Annotated in this window: 14 protein-coding genes; 3 read left to right on the forward strand and 11 right to left on the reverse strand. The window is 71.1% G+C overall.

The window, feature by feature from the left end; genetic code table 11:
- Positions 1 to 17 precede the first annotated feature (17 nt).
- The 4 genes from BMX97_RS23750 to BMX97_RS23765 all read right to left on the reverse strand — a co-directional run bounded on the left by BMX97_RS23750 (position 18) and on the right by BMX97_RS23765 (position 4,770).
- The gene (locus BMX97_RS23750) at positions 18 to 1,610 is read right to left on the reverse strand and encodes a fatty acyl-CoA synthetase (protein ID WP_091753689.1); all 1,593 of its coding nucleotides are present in this window, start codon (positions 1,608 to 1,610) and stop codon (positions 18 to 20) included.
- 198 nt (positions 1,611 to 1,808) lie between these two features.
- The gene (locus BMX97_RS23755; RefSeq protein ID WP_091753690.1) at positions 1,809 to 2,645 is read right to left on the reverse strand and encodes a glycine betaine ABC transporter substrate-binding protein; all 837 of its coding nucleotides are present in this window, start codon (positions 2,643 to 2,645) and stop codon (positions 1,809 to 1,811) included.
- A gap of 35 nt (positions 2,646 to 2,680) precedes the next feature.
- Positions 2,681 to 3,532, reverse strand: coding sequence for an ABC transporter permease (locus BMX97_RS23760; protein WP_091753691.1), 852 nt, complete (start codon positions 3,530 to 3,532; stop codon positions 2,681 to 2,683).
- Positions 3,448 to 4,770 carry a quaternary amine ABC transporter ATP-binding protein gene (locus BMX97_RS23765; protein ID WP_091753692.1) on the reverse strand — a complete coding sequence of 441 codons (1,323 nt, stop codon included), beginning with the start codon at positions 4,768 to 4,770 and terminating at the stop codon, positions 3,448 to 3,450. The genes BMX97_RS23760 and BMX97_RS23765 overlap by 85 nt, the downstream gene beginning before the upstream one ends.
- A gap of 1,353 nt (positions 4,771 to 6,123) precedes the next feature.
- Here BMX97_RS23765 and BMX97_RS23770 point away from each other — a divergent pair.
- The 3 genes from BMX97_RS23770 (at position 6,124) to BMX97_RS23780 (ending at position 11,333) form a co-directional block, all read left to right on the forward strand.
- Positions 6,124 to 7,377, forward strand: a complete 1,254-nt coding sequence (locus tag BMX97_RS23770; protein WP_177202330.1) for a cytochrome P450 — start codon at positions 6,124 to 6,126, stop codon at positions 7,375 to 7,377.
- Between the two features lie 44 nt (positions 7,378 to 7,421).
- Positions 7,422 to 9,188 carry a patatin-like phospholipase family protein gene (locus BMX97_RS23775; RefSeq protein ID WP_091753694.1) on the forward strand — a complete coding sequence of 589 codons (1,767 nt, stop codon included), beginning with the start codon at positions 7,422 to 7,424 and terminating at the stop codon, positions 9,186 to 9,188.
- 84 nt (positions 9,189 to 9,272) lie between these two features.
- Positions 9,273 to 11,333, forward strand: coding sequence for a di-heme-cytochrome C peroxidase (locus tag BMX97_RS23780; protein ID WP_177202331.1), 2,061 nt, complete (start codon positions 9,273 to 9,275; stop codon positions 11,331 to 11,333).
- Between the two features lie 96 nt (positions 11,334 to 11,429).
- Here BMX97_RS23780 and BMX97_RS23785 read toward each other — a convergent pair whose 3' ends face one another.
- From BMX97_RS23785 to BMX97_RS23810, 7 genes are all read right to left on the reverse strand, one after another.
- A complete protein-coding gene (locus tag BMX97_RS23785) occupies positions 11,430 to 12,044 on the reverse strand; it encodes a c-type cytochrome (protein WP_091753695.1) in 615 nt (204 codons plus the stop codon).
- Positions 12,041 to 13,309: a PQQ-dependent sugar dehydrogenase gene (locus BMX97_RS23790; RefSeq protein ID WP_091753696.1), complete on the reverse strand. Its 1,269-nt coding sequence runs from the start codon at positions 13,307 to 13,309 to the stop codon at positions 12,041 to 12,043. The genes BMX97_RS23785 and BMX97_RS23790 overlap by 4 nt, the downstream gene beginning before the upstream one ends.
- A 237-nt stretch (positions 13,310 to 13,546) precedes the next feature.
- Positions 13,547 to 16,615: a PAS domain S-box protein gene (locus BMX97_RS23795; RefSeq protein ID WP_091753720.1), complete on the reverse strand. Its 3,069-nt coding sequence runs from the start codon at positions 16,613 to 16,615 to the stop codon at positions 13,547 to 13,549.
- Between the two features lie 299 nt (positions 16,616 to 16,914).
- Positions 16,915 to 18,432, reverse strand: a complete 1,518-nt coding sequence (locus tag BMX97_RS23800) for a sensor domain-containing diguanylate cyclase (protein WP_091753697.1) — start codon at positions 18,430 to 18,432, stop codon at positions 16,915 to 16,917.
- Positions 18,429 to 19,496, reverse strand: coding sequence for an HD-GYP domain-containing protein (locus BMX97_RS23805; protein ID WP_091753698.1), 1,068 nt, complete (start codon positions 19,494 to 19,496; stop codon positions 18,429 to 18,431). Before BMX97_RS23805 ends, BMX97_RS23800 begins: the two co-directional genes overlap by 4 nt.
- A gap of 20 nt (positions 19,497 to 19,516) precedes the next feature.
- A complete protein-coding gene (locus BMX97_RS33135; RefSeq protein ID WP_177202332.1) occupies positions 19,517 to 19,660 on the reverse strand; it encodes a hypothetical protein in 144 nt (47 codons plus the stop codon).
- Between the two features lie 927 nt (positions 19,661 to 20,587).
- A complete protein-coding gene (locus tag BMX97_RS23810) occupies positions 20,588 to 20,944 on the reverse strand; it encodes a cupin domain-containing protein (protein ID WP_091753699.1) in 357 nt (118 codons plus the stop codon).
- Between the last annotated feature and the right edge of the window lie 393 nt (positions 20,945 to 21,337).

A 21,337-nucleotide genomic window follows, 5' to 3' on the forward strand; every position in this document is an offset into this window, starting at 1 on the left:
CGTCGTGCGAGGGCGTATCACCGCCCCCGGGCGGCGTCGGATTCCTCGCTCCAGTCGAGGGCGGCGTAGGTGTCCCGCAGCGCACGCTTGAGGAGCTTCCCGGCGGTGTTGCGGGGCAGGTCGTCCTGGAACAGGATGCGCTTGGGCACCTTGAACGGCGCCAGGCCGGCGCGGCAATGGGCGACCAGCTCGTCCGCCCCGACCTCGGCGCCCGGGCGGCGCACCACCACGGCGGTCACCGCCTCGATCCATTTCGGATGCGGCAGCGCGATCACGGCGACCTCCGACACGCCGGGATGGGTGAACAGCACCTCCTCGACCTCGCGGCTCGCCACGATGGTGCCGCCGGTCTTGATCACGTCCTTCACCCGGTCGACCACCGTGATGTAGCCGGCCTCGTCCATGATCCCGACATCGCCGGAATGGAACCAGCCGCCGCGGAACGCCTCGCGGGTCTCCTCCGGCTTGTCCCAGTAGCCGGCCATCAACTGGGGCGAGCGGTGGACGATCTCGCCCCGCTCGCCGGGGGCGACGTCCCGCATCGCGTCGTCGACGATCCGGGTCTCGACGTTGAAGACCGGGCGCCCGCAGGAGGCCGGCCGCGCGTCGTGCTCTTCCGGCCGCAGGACGGTCGCGAGCGGGGCGATCTCGCTCTGGCCGTAGCAGTTGTAGGGCCGCGCCCCCGGCAGGCGCGCCCGCAGCTCCTCCAGCACCGGCACCGGCATGATCGAGGCGCCGTAATAGACGTGGCGCAGGCTGGTGAGGTCCCGGGTCGCGAAGTCGGGCGAGCGCAGGAGGCTGATCCACACCGTCGGGGGCGCGAAGAACGAGGTGAGCCGGTGCGCCTCGATCAGCCGCAGGCAGGTCTCGGGGGCGGGCGCCTCGATCAGCACCGTCTCGGCCCCGGCCAGCAGCTGGGGCATGGTGAAGGCGTGCATCTGTGCCGTGTGGTAGAGTGGCAGCGCGGCGAGCGCCCGGTCGTGCGGCCCGAAATCGAGGGCGAGGATGCAGCTCTGGTACTCGGCCAGCAGCCCCCGGCTCGTCATCATGGCGCCCTTCGGCGCCGCGGTGGTGCCGGAGGTGTAGAGGAGCTGCACCACGTCGTCCTCGGCGAGGGCGACCTCGACCGGCTCGGCGGGGCCGCCGTCGCCCGCGAGGTGCAGCACGTCGAGGCCGGTGCCACCGAACAGGGTGCCGAACCACGGCGCGGCGGAGGCGCCGAGCGCCTCCCGGGCATTGCCCTCGAGGGCCGGGTCGACGATCAGGCACGCGGCGCCGGACTGCTCGACGACGTAGCGCAGCTCGCGCCCGGTGAGCGCGTAGTTGATCGGGACGTGGATGATCCCGGCCCGGGCGCAGGCGAGCCAGAGGATCAGGTAGGCGTCCGAGTTGCGCCCGAGCGCGCCGAGCCGGTCGCCGCGCGAGAGCCCGGCCGCCAGGAGGCCGGCGGCGACCCGGTCGGCGGCGCGGTCGAGGGCGAGGAAACTCCAGCATCTCTCGGCGAAGGACAGGGCGGTCCGATCCCGGTGGCGCCGCGCCGCGCGGCGCATGGCGTCCGAGATCGTGTCGCGCCGGGCGCGGTCGGCCTCCTGCGTGTCCTCGTGTGCCATGGCGCGGCGTCCCTCCGGTTTTCGTTGTTTGTCTCTCCTTGTCGCAAGGGCGTGCCGCCGAGTCACGCCGGTATGGACGTCACGCCGGCGTCGGCGCCGACGTCGAGGCAGGCTCGTGCCGGGGCTTCCCGAATGCAAGGGACCGCCGCGGCCCGGCGGGGCGGCGGCGGTCCACGAGGCGTCGGTCCGAGCCGCGGCTTACTTCAGCCAGCCGTCCACGGTGGCGCGGTTCGCCGCGATCCACTTGGCGGCGGTCTCGGCGGGCTTGGCGCCCTTCTCCTCGTTCTCCGCCATCACGGCCTCCTCGTCCTTGAGGCCGAGCTTGAACTTCTTGAGGATGCCGTAGACCTCCGGCATGTCCTCCTTCAGGCCCTTGCGGGCCAGCGTGTTGACGCTCTCCTCGCCGCCGAAGACCTGCTTGGGGTCGGCGAGGTACTTCAGCTGGTAGCGGGCGAACATCCAGTGCGGCGTCCAGGCGGTGACGACGATGTCCTGCTTGCGGCGGATCGCGTCCTTGAGCGCGCTCGTCATCGTGGCGTCGCTGCCGTCGAGGAGCTTGACCGGCAGGCCGTAGGCCTTGATCACCGCCTCCGAGGTCTTCATCACGCCGGCGCCGGGATCGATGCCGATCACCTTGCCGTCGACCTCGGCGGCCTTGGTCTTCAGGTCCTCGATCGAGTTCAGCGGCGAGGTCGCGGGCACCGCCCAGCCGATCTTGGCGCCCGTCACGTTCGGGCCGATCAGCTCGAGGCGGTTCTTCAGCTTCTCGTAATAGGCGCCCTGGGTCACCGGCAGCCAGGCGGCGACGCTGGCATCGGCATCCCCGGTCGCCACCGCCTGCCACATCGCGGCGGCGGCGAGCGGGATCGTCTTCACCTCGTAGCCCTTCTCCTCCAGGGCGAGCTTGAGGATGTTGGTGGCGACCACCGCGTCGGCCCACTCGACATAGGCGAGGCGGACCTGCTTGCCGGCGGCCTCGGCGGGCGTCTGGGCAAGGGCGAGGCAGAGGACGACGCCGAGGAGGGGTGCGCGCATCGAGGGACCTTTCTGGAAGGAGATTGGAAAACGGCTCAGGCGGTGCCGTGCGGCCGGGCGCGGGCGGCAAGCGCCTGGGTGGCCCGGTCGAGGATCACCGCCAGGATGACGATGCCGATGCCGGCCTCGAACCCGGCGCCGGCCTCCAGGCGCTGGATCGACTGCCACACCACCCGGCCGAGGCCGCCGGCCCCGATCATCGCGGCGATCACCACCATCGACAGCGCCAGCATCATGGTCTGGTTGACGCCCGCCATGATGGTCGGCAGAGCCAGCGGCAGTTGCACCTTGAACAGCTTCTGGGCCGACGATCCCCCGAAGGCGTCCGAGGCCTCGACGAGCTCCGAAGGCACGTTGCGGATGCCGAGCGCCGTCAGGCGGATCACCGGCGGCACCGAGAACACGATGGTGGCAAAGCAGGCCGAGACCGCGCCGAGGCCGAAGAACGGCAGGGCCGGGATCAGGTAGACGAAGCTCGGCAGCGTCTGCATCATGTCGAGGACCGGCGAGAAGATCCGCCAGGCCCGCCGGCTCAGCGCGAACCAGATCCCAACCGGGATGCCGATGACGAGGGCCGCCGCGGTCGCCAGGACAACCAGCACGAGGGTCTCCACCGTCGCCTGCCACAGCCGCAGGTTCCACAGGAACAGGAGGCCGAAGAGGGTCAGGAGCCCGATCCGCCGGCCGCCGACCTTCCAGGTGGCGAGCGCCGCGGCCCCGATCAGGATCCAGGGCGGCACGGCCACCAGGGCCGAGGTCAGCGCGTCGATCCAGTCGGCGACGTGGCGGCTGACCGCCCGGGTCAGCCAGCTGCCATGGTCGGTGAGCCAATCGAGCCCCTCGTCGCTGAGCGTGTCGAGGGGGAATTTGGGGATTGTCCAGTCCATCGCTCAGCTCCTGCCGGCTCGGAGGAAATCGCGGGCTGGGGACCGCCCGGGTCGGATCCGCCAGCGCCCGGGCGGGCGGACAGTGCCCGCACGACGTCGCGGCTCGCGAGGCTGCCGACGAGGCGCCCCTCGGTGTCGATCACGGCGAGCACGCCCTCGGCCGCCACCCGGCCGAGGAGCCCCGCGAGGCCGGCATCGGCCTCGACGGTGCCGGCCTCGCGGTCGAGAAGGCCCGCCAGGGTCTCGTCGGGGCGCGCCGCGGCGAGGCGGGCGGCCGGCAGGCGGCCGGCGAAGCGGCCGTCGGGCCCGGCGACCAGCCAGGCCTCGCCGCCGCTCCCGGCCAGCACCGCCCGCACCTCGGCGGCCGTCTGGGTGGCGGAGAGGACCGGGGCGGTCCCGTCGGCGACCTGTCCGGCGCGCAGGACCGCGACCCGGTCGATATGTGCGACGAACCGGGCGACGTACTCGGTGGCGGGGGCCGCCACGATCTCCTCGGGCCGCCCGGCCTGGACCACCTCGCCGTCCTTCATCAGCACGATGCGGCCGCCGAGCGCGATCGCCTCGTCGAGGTCGTGCGAGACGAACACGATGGTCTTCTTGAGCGTCTTCTGCAATTCGCGCAGCTCCGCCTGCATGTCGCGGCGGATCAGGGGATCGAGGGCGCTGAACGCCTCGTCCATCAGCAGGATCTCGGCATCCGCCGCGAGCGCCCGGGCAAGGCCCGCCCGCTGCTGCATGCCGCCCGAGAGCTCGTGCGGATACTTGGCTTCCCAGCCCTTGAGGCCGACGAGCTCGATCGCCCGCATCGCCCGCTCCCGCGTCTGGGCGGCCGGCACCTTCTTGATCTCGAGGCCGAAGCCGACATTGCCCAGGATGGTGCGGTTCGGCAGCAGCGCGAAGTGCTGGAAGACCATGCCGAACATTTTTTGGCGGAAAGCCAGGAGATCGCGGCGGCTCAGCGCCGTGACGTCGGTGCCGTCGACGACGATGCGCCCGCAGCTCGGCTCGACGAGCCGGTTCATGCAGCGCAGGAGGGTCGACTTGCCCGAGCCCGAGAGCCCCATCAGGACAAGAATCTCGCCCTCCGGCACCTCGACGGCGACGTCGCGCAGCCCGACCACCGCCCCGCACGACGCAGCGATCTCGGCCTTGGTCTTGCCCTGGGCCATCAGGTCCATCGCCCGGGCGGGGTCGCGACCGAAGACCTTTCCGATGCCCTGCAGAGTGATGCGGCCCATTTGCTCACGACTCCCCAGGAGTGGCGCAATCCCCGATTCGTCATCCGGCCCTGTCGGCGCCGCGGTGCCTTCGATCTGGGATGATGAAAAGCTAGTGGGACCGGACGTGGCGGCTTGTCGCGCGGCGACGCTTTCTGCCGGAAAAACGACCATCGCGAATCGCTGCGGTCGGAACGTCTTTGTGCGGTGCAATATTGGCGTTCCTAAAGGCATATATGGGCGCGTCTTACGCAGAGAATGCTAGTCCTTTAGGCAGATTTCGCGAGTTCGTCCGGAACATCCTCCGATGGAGTAGGTGCCGGTTCGGCGAAAGAAAATGCTGCGAAATCAAAGGCCTGGGCTGGCACCTGGTTGCGGCGCGCACGGACCGCGATACTGGCCTTGGCCGGGCTCCCCGGCTCATCGTCGGCCAACCCCTTTCCGGGCCCGGTACGGGCCTGCACGACTGAAGCGAACCGGAAGGAGATCCGGGATCCAGCACGACAAGCCGCGAAGCGTCCGTGCGTCTGCAACGGTGAAAGGTGAAGAGCCGCTTCGCGGCACGTCTTCCGCTGGATCCCGGATCTCCTTCCGCTGACGCTCCAGTCGTCCGGGAAAGGGGCGAGCCTTCTCGGAATGCCCTCGGACGGCCGCCACAGTCTCAGTGTCGTGTACCGTGTCCGGCGTGACCGGGTGCTGCCCCAGACCGGGTCAAGGCTCGCAGGCCGCCCTGCAAGTTTTCTTACCTCCCTCGCAGGTCTTCCGAGACGCCTCCGCCGTCATGGGACGCGCTGGATCGCGCCACGCCGTGTCGCCCCCGGGGCCCGTTCCTCCTGCCGCGATGGTCGGTCGGGCCATTCGGGTTCAAGAAAGCACCCGCGTACAGACAACTCGTTGAACTCTTTCTACATCGAATCGAAATCGTTCACATGACTTTTGTATTTCAATTTTACTTCTGTATCTCATGAACTCTCTATCAATTTCCGTCCATAAAGTCATATTCGGCTCCGTCTCCGCCCCACGCTGGTTCGGGAGGGCCGGCGATACAGAAATATGTTTCTCCAAACGGCAGCTTGACATTGCATCAGGCTTAGAATGATTGTGCGGCATATTCAGGTTTCAACAAAGAAACGGAACGATTGTCCAGCGGACATTGATGTCGCCGCGTGCCGATGCACGCGGACTCGGGAGCCTGTGCGCCACGTACCGCGAATCCGGGGCGGGATCGGCTCGATTCCGGAACGGAAGATGTGCGACCGGACCGGACATTCCCACGGCCGATGACGGCATGATCAATCAAAGACAGAATTACCGCGCTTAAAAATCAAATATAAATATGCAGACGCACCGACGATGTCGAGCAAGGGGTGCAGGATGACCTTTCTGGACGAATTCGGGTCCGTCGATCCCGAAAACGGTCCCGCGCGCACGGCGGCGTTCTTCCGGCATCTGCGGGCGGATTGGCGCGGCCTGTTCGCCGAGCTGCGGGCCGAGCGGCCAATCCTGGACCTGGCGCCCTTCGCGGTCGTCTCGCGGTGGTCCGACGTAATGGACGCGCTGTCGCGCCCGTCGACCTTCCAGGTGACCTACCGGCCGCACATGGACCCGTCCGTCGGCCCGTTCATGCTGGCGCGGGACGACAGCGAGCTGAACTGGCAGGACAAGGCGGTGATGCGCAGCCTGCTGCGCTGGGACGACCTGCCGGCGATCCGGGATTTCGTCGGCCGGACGGTCGCCGCCGCGCTCGCCGTCGAGGGCGACACGATCGACGTCGTCGGGCTCGCCTCTCGCCTGGCGCCGCTGCGCGTCGTGCAGCAGAGCTTCGGGTTCTACGGCCCCGACGATGCGGCGATGCTGCGCTGGTCGCGGGCGACCCAGGCCGACATGTTCCACAACCTCACGGGCGACCCGGCGGTGAAGGCCGACAACGTCGCCGCCGGGACCGAGATGCGCGCCTGGATCCGCCGCTTCCTGGCGCGGCGCCAGCCCTGGGCCGAGGCGCGGGGCGAGGATGCCGTATCCCGCCTGCTGCGCCTGGCCGGAACGGGGGGCGCCGGCTTCGACGCCGAGCGCGTGGTGAGCAACATCGCGGGCCTCCTCGTCGGCGCCGTCGAGACCACCTCCCAGGCCATCGCCAACGCCACCGAGCAGATCCTCCTGCGGCCCGACGTGCGGGCCGAGGCGATCGAGGCCGCCCGCTCGCCCGACACGGACCGGTTCGACGCGATCGTCTGGGAGGCCTTGCGGTTCAACCCGATGACGACCTTCGTCCTGCGGATCGCCGCGGAGCCGGCCCGGCTCGCCCCCGGCACCGAGCACGAGCTCGCGGTCCCGCCCGGGCGCGTCGTCGCGCTCGCCATCGGGTCGGCGATGTTCGACCCGGCCCTGTTTCCCGATCCCGAGAGCTTCAAGCCGCGGGCCCGCCTCGACTACCTGCATATGGGCTTCGGCCAGCACCGGTGCCTCGGCCAGTATGTCGGCTACGCGATCATCCCCGAGACGGTGCGGCAGATCCTGCGCCTGCCGGGGGTCCGGCTGCTCGACGGCGAGGCCGGCCGCATCGACGACCGGGGCGGTCCGTTCGCGGAGCGCTTCGTGCTCGGCCTCGCGCCGGAGGCCGCGCCGTGACCGGTCCCGCGCCGACGGCGATTTCCGCGAACCCCGGGGGAGCCATGCCCGCACGTCCCGTCTACGAGGTCGGCCTGGTGCTGGCCGGCGCCATCTCGGCCGGGTGCTACTCGGCCGGCGTGATGGATTTCCTGATTGAGGCGCTGGACGGCTACTACGCCGCCCGCGACGCGCCCGGCTGGGACGGTCCGACCCACGACGTGCGCGTGCCGGTGCTGGCCGGCGCCTCGGCAGGCGGCATGACCGCCGGCATGGCGGCGTTGCACATGTTCCGCCGCCTCGACCACGTCCGGGCGCAGGTTCCCCCGCCGCCCGAGTCGCAGAACCGCCTCTACGCGAGCTGGGTCCGCGAGATCGCGATCGAGCGCCTGCTCGAGACCGGCGACCTCGACGGCACCAGCGCCCTCAAGTCGGTCCTGTGCAGCACCGTCCTCGACGATATCCTGGCCAAGGCCTTCGCAATCGACTCGCCCCCAGTCCGCCGGCCCTGGATCGGCCGGGGCGGGCGCGACAGCCTGCGGGTGATGCTGACGCTGACGAACCTGCGCGGGGTGCCGTACTCGTTCGGCCTCGTCGGGGCGGGGACGAACCGGGCCTTCGGCATGACGAACCATGCCGACGTCGCCTCGTTCGAGATCGGCTGCGGCCAAGCCCCGACCGGCGATCCCTGGCTCGACGTGACGCGCACGGACGACCCGGCCTGGGATTTCTTCAAGGTCGCGGCGCTCGCGACCGGCGCCTTTCCGGTCGGGCTCGCGCCCCGCCGCGTCAGCCGGCCAGCCGCCGAGCTCCTGGTCTGGGGCACGGTCGGGCGCATCAACGCGACGGGACAGTTCGAGGTCATTCCGCCGGACTGCCGCTACGACGTCAAGGGGACGGCGGAATACTGGGCGGTCGACGGCGGGACGATCGACAACGAGCCGCTGGAACAGGCGCGGCGCTACCTCACCAACGGCTACCCGGACGAGCCCGCCGGCGACAAGGCGCGCCGCTCGGTCGTGCTGATCGCGCCGTTCCCGAACTACCAGGCGCTGCCGGCCGACCCGGTCACCGGCACGCTCGCGACCGCGCTGCCGGGCCTGTTCTCGGCGCTGATCAACCAGGCGCGGTTCAAGCCCGAGGAGCTCGCCCGGGCCCATGACGGCACCGACTTCTCCCGCTTCATCGTCTCGCCGGTGCGCCAGCGGGCGGACGGGGAGCCGATCGTCTTCCCGATCGCCAGCGGCGCGCTCGGCGGCTTCAGCGGCTTCCTGCACGAGAGCTTCCGCCGCCACGACTACCTCCTCGGGCGCCGCAACGCCCAGGCCTTCCTGCGCTGGAACTTCGTGCTGCCGGGGACGAACGGCCTGTTCGACGGGGCGACCATTGCCGAAAGCTGGCGGGTGCGCGACGCCAGCAAGAAGATCGGGTCCGTCGCCCCCGGCGAGGAGCGCGGGCTCGGCTTCAAGACGCTGCCGCTCCCCGACGGCTCGCGGGCGGACGTGCCGCTCTATCCCATCATCCCGCTGACGCCGCAGCTCCAGGAGCCGATCGAGATCGGCGAGGCGGACCGGCCCCGCCCCGAGGACGTCCGGCTGGACCTCCTGCGCGGCGACCTGCGGCAGCGGATCGAGAAGGTGGTCTCGACCCTCGTCGACATCGATTTCCGCAAGGAAACCGACGATATGGGCCTGATCCTCGGCTACCTGGCACGCCGGGGCGCCAAGACGTTCGGGGTCGGCGTCGCCTCGCGCAAGGCCGACCGGGTGGTGGCGGCGACGATCGACGCGCTGAAGGCCGATTTTCCCAAGGGCATCGCCGACGCACCCTGACCCGTGAACGGGCGGGAACGGCAACGGGACGGACGCGATCGTGCCCCGTCCCGTCGATATTTCTTCGACACGGAGAACACGGACGTGGGAACGGGGCGCCTCGCCAAGATCATCGTCGGCATCATCGCCGTCCTGCTGATCGTCGTCGGCATCGGATTCAAGATCTACCGCGACAAGCTCTACGTCGCGCTGCCGGACTACCCGCCCGTCAAGGAGGCGCGCTGGCTCGGCCAGGCGTGGTCGAACGACGAGCAGGACTGGTACCACCATGCCGACCAGGGCACGCAGACCCTCAACATCCCCTACGAGTGGTTCATCGCCCTCGAGCAGCCGCGCCTGACGCTGGTGGGCGACGTCGGCCGGCTCGCCGACCCGGCCTATCTCGACCGCTACGGCTTCATCCCGGGGGCGACGCGCGGCGGCGAGATCCAGTTGCCGATCGGCTTTGCCCGCGGCGGTGACAAGGCCGAGGACCGGGGCGACATGCTGCTGCCCGACGGCCAGCCCTGGCTCAACCCGCGCACGGGCAAGCCGACCCACAAGATCGGCTTCACCTGCGCGGCCTGCCATACCGGGCGCCTGACCTATCGCGAGACGGCGCTCCTCGTCGACGGCGGGCCCGCCCTCACCGACCTCGGCAAGTTCCGGCAGGGCCTCGGCCTCTCGATCCTGTTCACCAAGTACGTCCCCGGCCGCTTCGACCGGTTCGCCATGAACGTGCTCGGCGAGGATGCGAGCGAGGCCCAGAAGTCCGACCTGAAGGCCCAGCTCGACGCGCTGTGGGACCGCCTCGACGCGGTGCGCAAGCTCGACAAGAAGGTCTCCGCGGCGACCGTCGACGAGGGCTACGGCCGGCTCGACGCCCTGAACCGCATCGGCAACACGGTCTTCGCTCTCGACCTCGACGACGCGGCCCGGGAGGCGAACTACGCGGCCACGACCGCACCGGTGAACTTCCCCCACGTCTGGAACACGTCGTGGTTCGACTGGGTGCAGTACAACGCCTCCATCGAGCAGCCGATGGTGCGCAACGCCGGCGAGGCCCTCGGCGTCTCGGCGCCCGTCACCCTCACCGGCCCGGCCAAGGACCTCTTCGCCTCGCAGGTGCACGTCGAGAACATCGCCCGGATCGAGAAGCAGATCGCCGGCGAGCAGCCGGACGCGCAGGCCGGCTTCACGGGCCTGCGCGCCCCGCGCTGGCCGAGCCTGTTCGCCGAGATCGACAAGGCGAACGCGATCGACCTCGGCCGGGCCCGCAAGGGCGCCGGGCTCTACGGCGAGCTGTGCCAGGGCTGCCACCAGGCCCCGATCGGCCGCAAGGAGTTCTGGGACTCGACGGCGTGGCTGAAGCCGAACGCGTTCGGGCAGCGCTACCTCGTGGTCAAGCCCATTCCCATCGCCACGATCGGGACCGATCCGGCCCAGGCCGAGGACATGATCGCCCGCACGGTCGCCCTGCCGGACACCCTGGTGCGGGCGCTCAAGGACCGCAGCGGCGACGGCCCCGGCGACGTCGCGCTCGGCGAGCCCGACAAGGACGGCCGCTACGCCTTCGGGCCCGCCCTCGGCGTGACGGTGAAGCGCACGGTCGACCGCTGGTACGACAGCCAGACCCCGCCGACCGCGAAGGCCGACCGCGAGCGTCTGAACGGCTACCGGCCGAACGGCATCCAGGCGCCGCTCGCCTACAAGGCACGCCCCCTCGACGGGGTCTGGGCGACGCCGCCCTTCCTGCACAACGGCGCGGTCCCGAACGTCTTCGCGCTGCTGTCGCCGGTGGCGGAGCGCCCGAAGACCTTCACCCTCGGCCGGCGGGAATTCGATCCGGTCTGCCTCGGCTACCAGCTCACCGCCGTCGCCGCCAAGGACCCGAAGGACTGCCTGAACGCCGAGGCCGGCGCCGAGGCCAACCGGCTCGGCGGGCTGTTCACCCTCGACACCGCGAAGCGCGGCAACCTCAACACCGGCCACGAATTCGCCGGCACCAAGGGGACGGGCGTCATCGGGCGGGCGCTCTCGGTCGACGAGCGCCTGGCGCTGGTCGAGTTCCTGAAGACCGACTGCGTCAACGGCGTCGATCCCGACCCCGCCCGGGCCGCCGCCTCCACGACGCGCTGCGAGGCCCTCGACGCGGCCGCGCGGTGAGGGACTGCCGCCGCGCCGCCCGGGGCGCGGCGGCGGGCGTTGGGGCGGATCGCCCGAAGGCGCGAGGGCGGACCCCACCGCAGGCGGGGGCGGAGGTCAGGGAAGGACCGCCAGGTAATGCGCGAGGGCCGCGATGTCGGCGTCCGAGAGCGCGCCCGCCACCTCCGTCATCGCCGCCCCGCCGGAACTCGGGCGGGTGCCGGCCCGGTAGTCGCCGAGCGCCTTGGCCAGGTAGGCCTCGGGCAGGCGGGCGACCCGGGGGGCCGCCTGGATGCCGAGATAGGCGTCGCCGTGGCAGGCGGCGCAGCGGTGCCGCAGGGCCGCGGCCTCGCCGGCCCTGGTGAGATCGGCCTGCATGTCGGCGGGCGGCTTCGTCTCCGGCGCCGGCAGGGAGGCGAAATACTTGCCGAGAGCCCGGATGTCGTTGTCCGACAGCCCCCCGGCCACGCCCTGCATGATCTCGTTCTTGCGCCGGCCGGCGCGGAAGAACACCAGCTGCAGCTGGATGTAGTTGCTGGAATGGCCGGCGATCGGCGGCGCGCCCTCGGCGAGGGCCTCGCCGTGGCAGGCAAGGCAGGCCTGGGCCACCTCGGGCGCCTCGGCGGCGAGCGCCGGGGCGCCGGCGAGGAGCGCGAGGAGGCCGAGCGCGGCGCCGGCCGGCCCGGAGAGGGTCCGGACCGGCCGGCCGGCGCGGGATCGCGCGCCGCTCACTTGCCGTAGGCGATGCGATAGATCGCACCGGCCCAGTCGTCGGCGACCAGCAGCGCGCCGTCCGGCGCGACCACGATGTCGGCTGGCCGCCCCGTATAGTCGCGGTCGCCCTTGAGCCAGCCGGAGGCGAAGGTCTCCATCCTGGCGTTCTTGCCGTCCGGATCGACGACCACCCGCTCGATGCGCCCGCCCTGGTACTTGTGGCGGTTCCACGAGCCGTGCTCGGCGATGAAGATGTTGTTCTTGTACTCGGCCGGGAAGGACGACCCGGTGTAGAACTTCATGCCGAGCGGCGCCACGTGCGCGCCGAGCTTCGCCACCGGCGGGGTGAACTCGGCGCAGGTGCGGCCTTGCGCGAATTTCGGATCCGGCATGTCGCCCTGGTGGCAGTAAGGATAGCCGAAATGCTCGACGACCTTCGAGATCATGTTGAGCTTGTCGCTCGGGATGTCGTCGCTCATCCAGTCGCGGGCATTCTCGGTGAACCAGTACCGGCCGGTGCGCGGATCGATGTCGCCGCCGACGCTGTTGCGCACGCCGAGCGCCACGATCTCCGCCGCCCCGGTCTTGAGGTCGACGCGGCGCACCTGCGACACGCTGCTCGGCGGGTTGCCGATGTTGAAGGGCGGGCCGAACGGCACGTAGACCCAGCCGTCCTTGTCGAAGGTCAGGTATTTCCAGCCATGCGCCACGAAGGACGGCATGTCGTCGTAGACGACGACCGGCTCCGGCGGCTTGTCGAGGTTCGCCTCGATATTGTCGTAGCGGAAGATCTTGTCGATCGCCACGACGTAGAGCGCACCGTCGCGGAAGGCGAGGCCGGTGGGCATGTTGAGGCCCTTGAGGATCGTCTTGACGACCTTCTTGCCGCCCTGGTCGACGATCGCGTAGACGTTGGTCGCGCCGAACGAGCCGACGAACAAGGTGCCCTTGTCGCCGAAGGCCATCTGCCGCGCCTCGGGCACGCCGCTGGCATAGACGCTGATCGTGAAGCCCGCCGGCAGCTTCACCGCCTTCAGGTTCTCGGCCAGCTCCTCGTCCGAGGCCGGAAGCGCCGGATTGGCGGGCGGGGCCAACCCCTTCTGGGCCGAGGTCTCGTCGCCGAGGAACCAGTCCGGCGGCGGGTTCTTCCAGAACGCCTTGCCGCTCGAATCGTACTGCTTGAGGGCCTGTGCCCCGGCGCTCCCGCCGGTCAGGCCCAACGCCACGAGGGCGGTCGCCGCCCAGGCCGCACGGCGTGCCCCGGTCCTCCCGTTCGCGGTCATGTCCGCCTCCTCCCGCTGTCGTTCTTTTTCCGTCGCCCTTGTGGGCGTCCGGTGCGAGGCGCGCCCTGCGGCGTCGATCTCGCGTCGTCCAATGTCGAGTTGGACGCGGCCCGGCGTCAAGGGGCGCGTGCGACGCGCCGACGGACCATTGATCCATCTCGAAGTCTCGATGCCAAGCCGAAGGCTTGGCTGAGATTGGAGACCGGCGCCAAAGGTCGGCTTCGACGAGCGTCGGTACTATCCGAGCGCGGCTTCGTCGTGCACCGCCCCGTCGGCGTGCAGGCTCGGGCGCCGGTCGAGCATCCGATGCAGGATGCGGCCGAGCTGCTCGGCCGAGTACGGCTTGTGCAGCAGCTCGAACCCGTGCGCGTCCGACTGCGCGAGCACGTGGCTGTAGCCCGAGGCCAGGATCACGGGCAGGTGCGGCGCACGGTGCTGCAGCTCCTGCGCCAGGGCGACGCCGCCCATGCCCGGCATCACGACGTCGGAGAACACCAGGTCGAACCCGCCGCCGTCGCGGCCGAGCTCCTCCAGCGCCTCCTCGGCATTGGCGGCCCAGACGGGCCGATAGCCGAGATCCTCCAGGATCTGCGTCGCGAACTGGCCGACGCCGACATTGTCCTCGACCACGAGGACCCGCTGGCCGGTTCCCAGGGGGGCGTGCCCGTCGTCCTGCGGGCGATCCGCGGCCATCCGCTCGTCGGACGCGACCTCCGGCAGGTAGAGCGTGAACGTCGTGCCCTGTCCCAGGGTGCTCCGCACGTCCACGTCGCCGCCCGACTGCTTGGCGAAGCCGAAGACCTGGGACAGGCCCAGGCCCGTGCCCTTGCCGACCGCCTTCGTCGTGAAGAACGGCTCGAAGATCCGGCCGATCTGTCCCGGGGAAATCCCCGTGCCGGTGTCGATCAGCGCCACGGCCGCGAAGCGCTCCTGGGATCCGGCGTGGCCGCGGATGGCGGGCAGCGCCGTGCCGCACGACACCCGCAGGGTCAGGGTCCCTTCGCCGTCCATGGCGTCGCGGGCATTCACCGCCATGTTGACCAGGGCGGTCTCGAACTGGCTCAGGTCCGCCCGGACGAGGCAGGGCCCATGCGGCCCCTCGGTGACGACCCGCACCCGCGCGCCCGTCAGCGTGTCGAGCATGTCGGCGATCCCGCGCACCTTCTGGCCCACGTCGAAGACCTCCGGCTTGAGCGCCTGGCGCCGGGCGAAGGCCAGCAGCTGGCCGGTGAGCTTGGCGGCCCGCTCGACGGTGTCCGACACCGCGTCGAGGTACCGGCGCTTGCGCACCTCCGGCAGGTCGGGCCGGCGCAGGAAGTCGACCGACGACCGGATGATGGTCAGCAGGTTGTTGAAGTCGTGCGCCACCCCGCCGGTGAGCTGGCCGACGGCCTCGAGCTTCTGCGATTGGCGCAGGGCGTCCTGGGCCTGGGCGAGCTGGGCCTGGCTCCGCAGCCGCTCGGTCACGTCCATCACGAACTGGTAGCAGCCGGTGCGCTCGCCTCTCGCGTCGCGCAGGGTGCGGAAGCTGATCTGGTAGCAGGGGCGGGCGCGCTCGGCGTCGCCGTACTCCTCCACCACGGTGATCTCCTCGCCGGCCAGCCCCCGGCCCCAGCCGGCCCGCACCTGGGCGTGGTGCTCGGGCTGGTCGGCCAGCAAATCCAGCATGTTGTCGCCGACCTTCGGCCGCACGCCGTAGATCCGCTCGAACTCGTCGGCGTTGGCCTTGTTGATGGCCAGGATGGTGTAATCGAGATCGGCCGCCATCACCATGATGTCGGTGCGCTCGACGATGGTGGCCAGCAGGTTGCGCTCCGCCGTCCGCTCGGAGACCTGCTGCTCCAGGGTCTCGTTCAGCTCCTGCAGGCGGCGCTCGCTCTCGGCCAGGCGATGCTCGGTCTCCTTGCGCCGGCTCAGGTCGACCGTCACGGCCAGGAAGCTCCCGAAGCGGCCCTCCGCGTCGTCGAGGCGCCGGATGCTGGTATTGGCCCAGATCGCGGTGCCGTCCGGGCGCAGGTAGCGCTTGTCGAGGGAGGTGCTGCGTCCCGTCCCGATCGTCTCCGCGACCGCCGCCAGGCTGGGCGAAAGGTCGTCCGGGTCGGTGACGGACGTGAAGTCGAGCCCCAGCAGATCGTCGGCGGAGCGTCCGAGGATGCGGCACAACTCGGTGTTCACCCGCAGGAAGCGGCCCTCGGCGCTCACCTCGGACAAGCCGACCGAGGCGCCGGCGAAGATCGCCGCCAGGTGCGCCTCGCTCTCGCTCAGGGCCGTCTCGGCGCGGCCGCGCTCGATCGCCGCCTTGACGCGCTCGCCCACCTCGCGGATCAGGTCCTCCTCGGCCCGGGTCCAGGCGCGCGGGGTCGCGCTCTGCACGGCGAGGAGCCCCACCCACCGCTCCTCCCGGAACAGGATGACGTCGACGTAGGCGGCGACCCGCCGCGATGCGAGGCCCTCGCGCGCCTCGGCGCCGAAGCGCGCATCCGCGGCCACGTTCTCGACGGCGACGACCGCGTTGTCGCGGTAGGCGGCCAGGAGATCCGGGCCGAAGGCCGCCAGCGAGTGCTCCCCGACGATCGAATCGACGCCCCGGGCGTAGTCGCGCTCGACCTTCATCAGGCTGCCGCCGATCTCGGCGTAGAAGACCCGGCTGGCGTCGAGCCGCCGGCCGAGGCGCCGGGCCGCGACCTCGGCGATGTCCGCCGGCGATGTCAGCGGCCGCAGCGCGTCGCTGAGGTCCAGGAGGAAGGATTGTCGCCCCGGTCCGTCGCCGGGCGGCGCCTGCGCCTCCCACCGGCTACCCGGGGCGGGCGGGGGAGACGCCGCAGGGCCGACGATCTCGGTGCAGGTGCCGTACAGACCCTCGACGCGCCCGGCGGCATCGCGGATCGGCAGGTGGAGGAGGGAGAACCGGGCCGCTCCGTGCGCGTGGCCCGTGGCCCGATCCACGACGTGGTCGGCATGGACCGGGCTGCCGGCATAGGCGGCTTGCGTGAGGGGGCCGAGATCGGCCCCGCGCCCGGACCAGACGTCGAGGTAGTCGCGCCCGAGCGCCTCCGGGTGCCTGCGCCCGAGGATCTCGGCATAGGCGTCGTTGTAGAGGAGGCTCCGCCCGGCCCCCCAGACCAGGAACGCCGGCTGGGGCGAGGCGAGGATCGCGCCGACGAGGGTCGTCAGGGCTTGCGGCCAGGCCGAACGGTCGCCGAGCGGCGAGGCCGCCCAGTCGTGCCCGCGGATGAGCGCGCTCATCCCGCCGCCCTCGGCGCGGATGTCGGGGACGCAGAGAAGGCCGTCGAATCTGCCGTGCATGACGTCCTGTCCCCGCTTCGCGCGCGTGGCGGCCATGCGCCGCGGAAGATCGCGGGCCGATTGGCGCCCGCCCGCCTACGCGCCTGCGCCGCGACGGATCCGTGAGCACCACCCGTTCGACAGGGTCGGTGGGGCTCGAGAAGCCGGGTGGCACGGGTTCGGCCGATCCGGTTCGGCCGTCGGAGAGGCGGCTTGCCGGCTCCGCGAGCGTGAGCGGTCTCACACGGAGCACCGGCTGTCAAAGTAACCGACGTGGAAACCCGAGCGGGCGACGCGTCCGCATGCCGCTGCGAGCCTGCTCAAGCCGCCTTGCAGCCGTCCACCGCCATCAGCGCGTAGCAGGTCCGGTCGCGGCCTGTCGCCTTGGCTTCGTAGAGGGCGGCGTCGGCGAGATCGAACAGGGCGCCGGGCGTGCCGCCCTCGCGCGGCAGGCCCAGCGCGAGCCCGATGCTCACCGTGATCCGGCCGACGCTCGCGCCCTCGGCCTCCACCACCAGGGCGGCCACGGCCGCGTGCACCCGCTCGGCGACGCTCACCGCCCCCTCCGCGTCGGTGCCCGGCAGCAGGATGGCGAATTCCTCGCCGCCGACCCGGGCGACGAGATCGGCCGGCCGGCGCGCACTCGCCGACAGGGCGCCGGCGATCCCCTGCAGCACCCGGTCGCCGACCGCGTGGCCGTGGCGGTCGTTGTAGCGCTTGAAGTGGTCGGCATCGACGACGAGGAGCGGCAACGGCTCGCCGCGCCGGCGCGCCTCCGCGAAGGTGCGGGCGAAGGCTTCCTCGAAGGCCCGGCGGTTGGGTAGGCCGGTGAGCGCGTCGGTGCGCGAGAGCCGGGCCAGGGCGGCCTCCGCCTCCGAGCGCCGCCGCAGTTCCCAGGCGATCAGGAACGACAGCCCGATCGTCAGCCCGCACAGGGCGAGCAGCATGGCGCCGATCACCAGGGCCTTCCCCCGCCACTCCGCCTCGATCTCGTCGGTGGAGAGCGCGACGTTGAGGATCAGCGGCAGGCTGCCGACCTGGGTGAAGGCGTAGAGCCGCTGGACCCCGTCGCTGTGGGTGACGCCGACGAAGCTGCCGCGGCCCTCGCGCCGGAAGCGCTGGAAGTTCGCCGAATCGGCGAAGTTCGGCGCCAGATCCGTGTTCGGTTCGGGATAGCGCACGAGGCGGGTGCCGTCGTCGAGGAACAGGTTGATCGTGCCCTCGCGCCCGAGCTTGATCCGGGCGAACAGGCTGTCGAAGTAGGACAGCGACAGGCTGCCGAGCACGATCCCGCTGAACGACTGGTCGCTCAGGCCGATGCGCCGGCTGAGCACCACGACGGGGGTGCCGTTGAGCTGGGAGATCACCGGCCGGCTGATGTGGAGGCCGATGCCCGGATCGGCCTTGTGGGCCCGGAAATACTCGCGATCGGCGCCGTTGATGCGCCGGGCCGGCCAGCCGGCGGCGTCGTAGAGCGCGTTGCCGTACTCGTCGAGGACCAGCATCACGCCGAGGTCCCGGGCGTTGACGGCGCGGTCGAACAGGATGCGCTGGCGGAAGCGCGGGCTGATCTCCTCGAGATCGTACATCTGCAGGTTCTCGACCACGCTCTTCAGCGCCAGGTCGATGATCTCGACGTTGCGGTCGATGTCGCGCTCGATCACCTGGAGCAGGTTCTGCGCGGTCCGCTCGGCCTTGTCCCAGGCGTCCTGGCGCAGCTGGAGCAGCATCAGGGTGCAGACCGCGATGATGCCGAGCGGCACGAGGGTGCCGAGCAGGAGCCAGGTCTGGGCCGCCCGGGCGCCCCGCGTCAGGGCCGTGGGGAGGCGCCGGGTCATGCGTCGCACGGGAAGCGGGGGGTGAAGGCGGCGGCGACCGGCCGGAAGGCCGTGACCACCGCGGGATCGAGGCGGCCGGACATGCCCTCCAGGATCGCGAAGGCCGCCTCGCCCGTCATCGGGGGCTTGTAGGACCGGCGCTCGATCAGGGCGGCGTAGATGTCGCAGACGGTGATCAGGCGCACGAGATCCGGGATGTCGTCCGCCTTCAGCCGGTCGGGATAGCCCGAGCCGTCGAGCATCTCGTGGTGGGAGCGCACGACGGCCAGCATCTCCGGGCCGAAGCCCTGGCCGGCGAGCATGCGGTAGCCCTCGTCGGGATGCCGGCGCACGATCGCCATCTCGTTCGCGTCGAGCTTGCCCGGCTTGTTGAGGATCGCCGAGGGGACGTGGATCTTGCCGACGTCGTGCAGCAGCGCCGCCTTGGTGAGGCGATGGCATTCGAGGTCGCCCAGCCCAAGGCTGCGGGCGAAGGCGGCGGCGAGCCCGGTGACGAGAAGGCAGTGCTGATGGGTGGCGTCGTCGAAGCGCTGCACCGCCCGGACCCAGTCGCGGATGCCGGTCTCGCGTACGGCGCGGCCGACGAAGTCGGTCCCGGCATCGACGGGAGCCTCTGCGATCGGCCGCTCGGCGACGAAAATGCTGCCGTAGATGCGGCGCGCCGCGTCGCTGGAGCGCGCGGCGGCGAGCGGCACGGGCCCGGCCTCGTCGGCGAAGGCCCCGACGGCATCGCGCAGGCGAGCGACGTCGAAGGGCGCGCAGAGGGTCCGGGAGGCCCCGAGCGCGACCCCGAACAGGCGCGCGCGCGAGCTGTCCTGGTTCATCAGGACGACGAGGGGCGTGCCGCGGCGGGCGCGGCCGACCAGGCGGCGCACCCGCGCGACCGCCTCCGCGCTGAAATCGTCGACGTCGGTGACGAGGGCGTCGGCCGCCCCGGCCGCGGCCTCGTCGCCGTAGAGGTCGTGGATCTCGCAATCGATCCCGCCGGCGAGGTCCCGCGCGAGATCCTGGGCGAGGCCGCGGCTGCGGCGGGGGTTGTCCGAGATCAGCAGGATCCGGTTCATCGACGCCCTCGACCCGCCCCTCAGGAGAACATCGCGTCGACGGCGTCCCGGGAGACGGCCTCGCGCCCGCGATGCAGTTCCGGGCTCTCCCGGCGGGTCTCCACGATCGCATTCGGGATCGACCGCAGGTGGGTCTGCAGCAATGTGGTGCGACCGACGTCCACGGGAGATCCTGGCGGGCTGCAGATCATGGCATCGATCACTGTTGGCGATTGCCCCGCCACCATGGATAGGCCGTTATGGATAGGCAATCTGCCTGGTCATGGATACCGGAAACGCTATTAACAATCTGCTTACGCAGCGAATGACAAGGATGCTTTGAGATTTGAACGGGATTGATTGCTGCCACGGCACCAAAAAATCACGGCAAAATTACCTAAGCTGTGATCACGGCAGTCATGACCGGATACAGGAAGGGTTTCTGCCGGTTGCGGCCCGGGCGGTCTGCCGCGTCGCGGGGAAGCGGGCGACCTCGGCGGGCGGGGGCGCGGACCGGCGCGATGGGTGCGGGGAAGCGGGTGGCGCCCGGGACGCCGCTCCGGTCTCCATGAGTGCTCCGGGCACCATGAGCGCCGCGGTCGACGACACCGCCTGATCGGTCGAGGCGCGGATGGGCACGGGTCGGTCCCGAGATCTCGCGCGTCGCCGTAATGGTCTCAAGGAGGCGGCCGTCCGCACGGCATCCCTTCGCCGGGGCGCCCATCGTGGCCGCACTCGGCTCGCGTCCTCGAACCGATCGCGGGACGCCGCGGGCGTGAGGGGAGCCGGCCCATCGGCGCGGCATACGCGTCGCGGGGCCGACGCGTGCGGGCCACGATCGCGTTGCGCGGGCTCACGAACCGATCGATCGCCGCGAACGAGGCCGCCGTCGTGGTGGCGCAGGCTCCCCCCCTCGCGAAGGGCGGCGGCATCCCGGCCGGGGCGCCGATCATCGGCCGGCGACGGGCCGCCCGGTCCCTACAGGCCGGATCCGCCGTTCAGGGGGCCGGCCGGGCTCGGCCGTCGGCGGGGAAGAGGGCGCCCGCGCGTTCCGCGGGTCGGCCGGAGGCCTCCGGCACGCGCCGGTGCCTCGCCCGGACGCCCCCGCTCCGTCACTCGTAGACGCAGACGTAGATCTTGCGCACGGTCTCGATCGTCCGCCAGACGCCGACGAAGCCGGGCTTCATGACGAAGCTGTCGCCGGCGCGATAGGTCTTGGTCTCGCCGCCCTTCTCCTCGATCTCCACCAGGCCGGAGAGGATGTGGCAGAACTCGAAGGTCGTGCCCTTGATCGAGTGGGTCTCGCCCGGGGTCGCCTCCCAGATGCCGGTCTTGACCGTCTCGCCGCGCGACTCGTCCTGCGCCCAGGTCTTGAACGACGGAGAGCCCGCGATCAGGCGCTCGGGAAGCGGGAGCGCGTGCTTCGGCTCGAACGTCGGATCGGTGTCGATGGTGACGAGGAGGGTCATGGCTGTCTCGCGGATGAGGTGAGGCCCGCAGGCGCACGACGAGCCGCGCCCGGAGGATCTCCGGCTTCGCCTGCCGCCGCCGGGGAGCCGTCCGATTGTACGGAGGCGCGAGCCGGCGCCCTCGCCGCTGGCCGCCGGGGTTTTGGAAGGAAATGCCGAAAACGCGCCGATTTCCGGTGAAAGCTGTGGTCGGCCGTCGCGCATCATCGTGCCGGCGGAACATCCGGATATCGCTCGCGAAACCGGCGACGCCCGATGTCGAGCCCCGCGCCGGGCGGGACCGGCTCGCGCCATGGACCGCCGGTCGGTGAGGCAGGGCGACGGCGGCGCGCCTATCCGGCGGGGCGGTCGAGAGCCCGGTCCGCCCCGGTCGCCGCCGCCCGCCGGCCCCCG

Source organism: Methylobacterium sp. ap11 (genome assembly GCF_900110515.1).
GTDB lineage: Bacteria > Pseudomonadota > Alphaproteobacteria > Rhizobiales > Beijerinckiaceae > Methylobacterium > Methylobacterium ajmalii.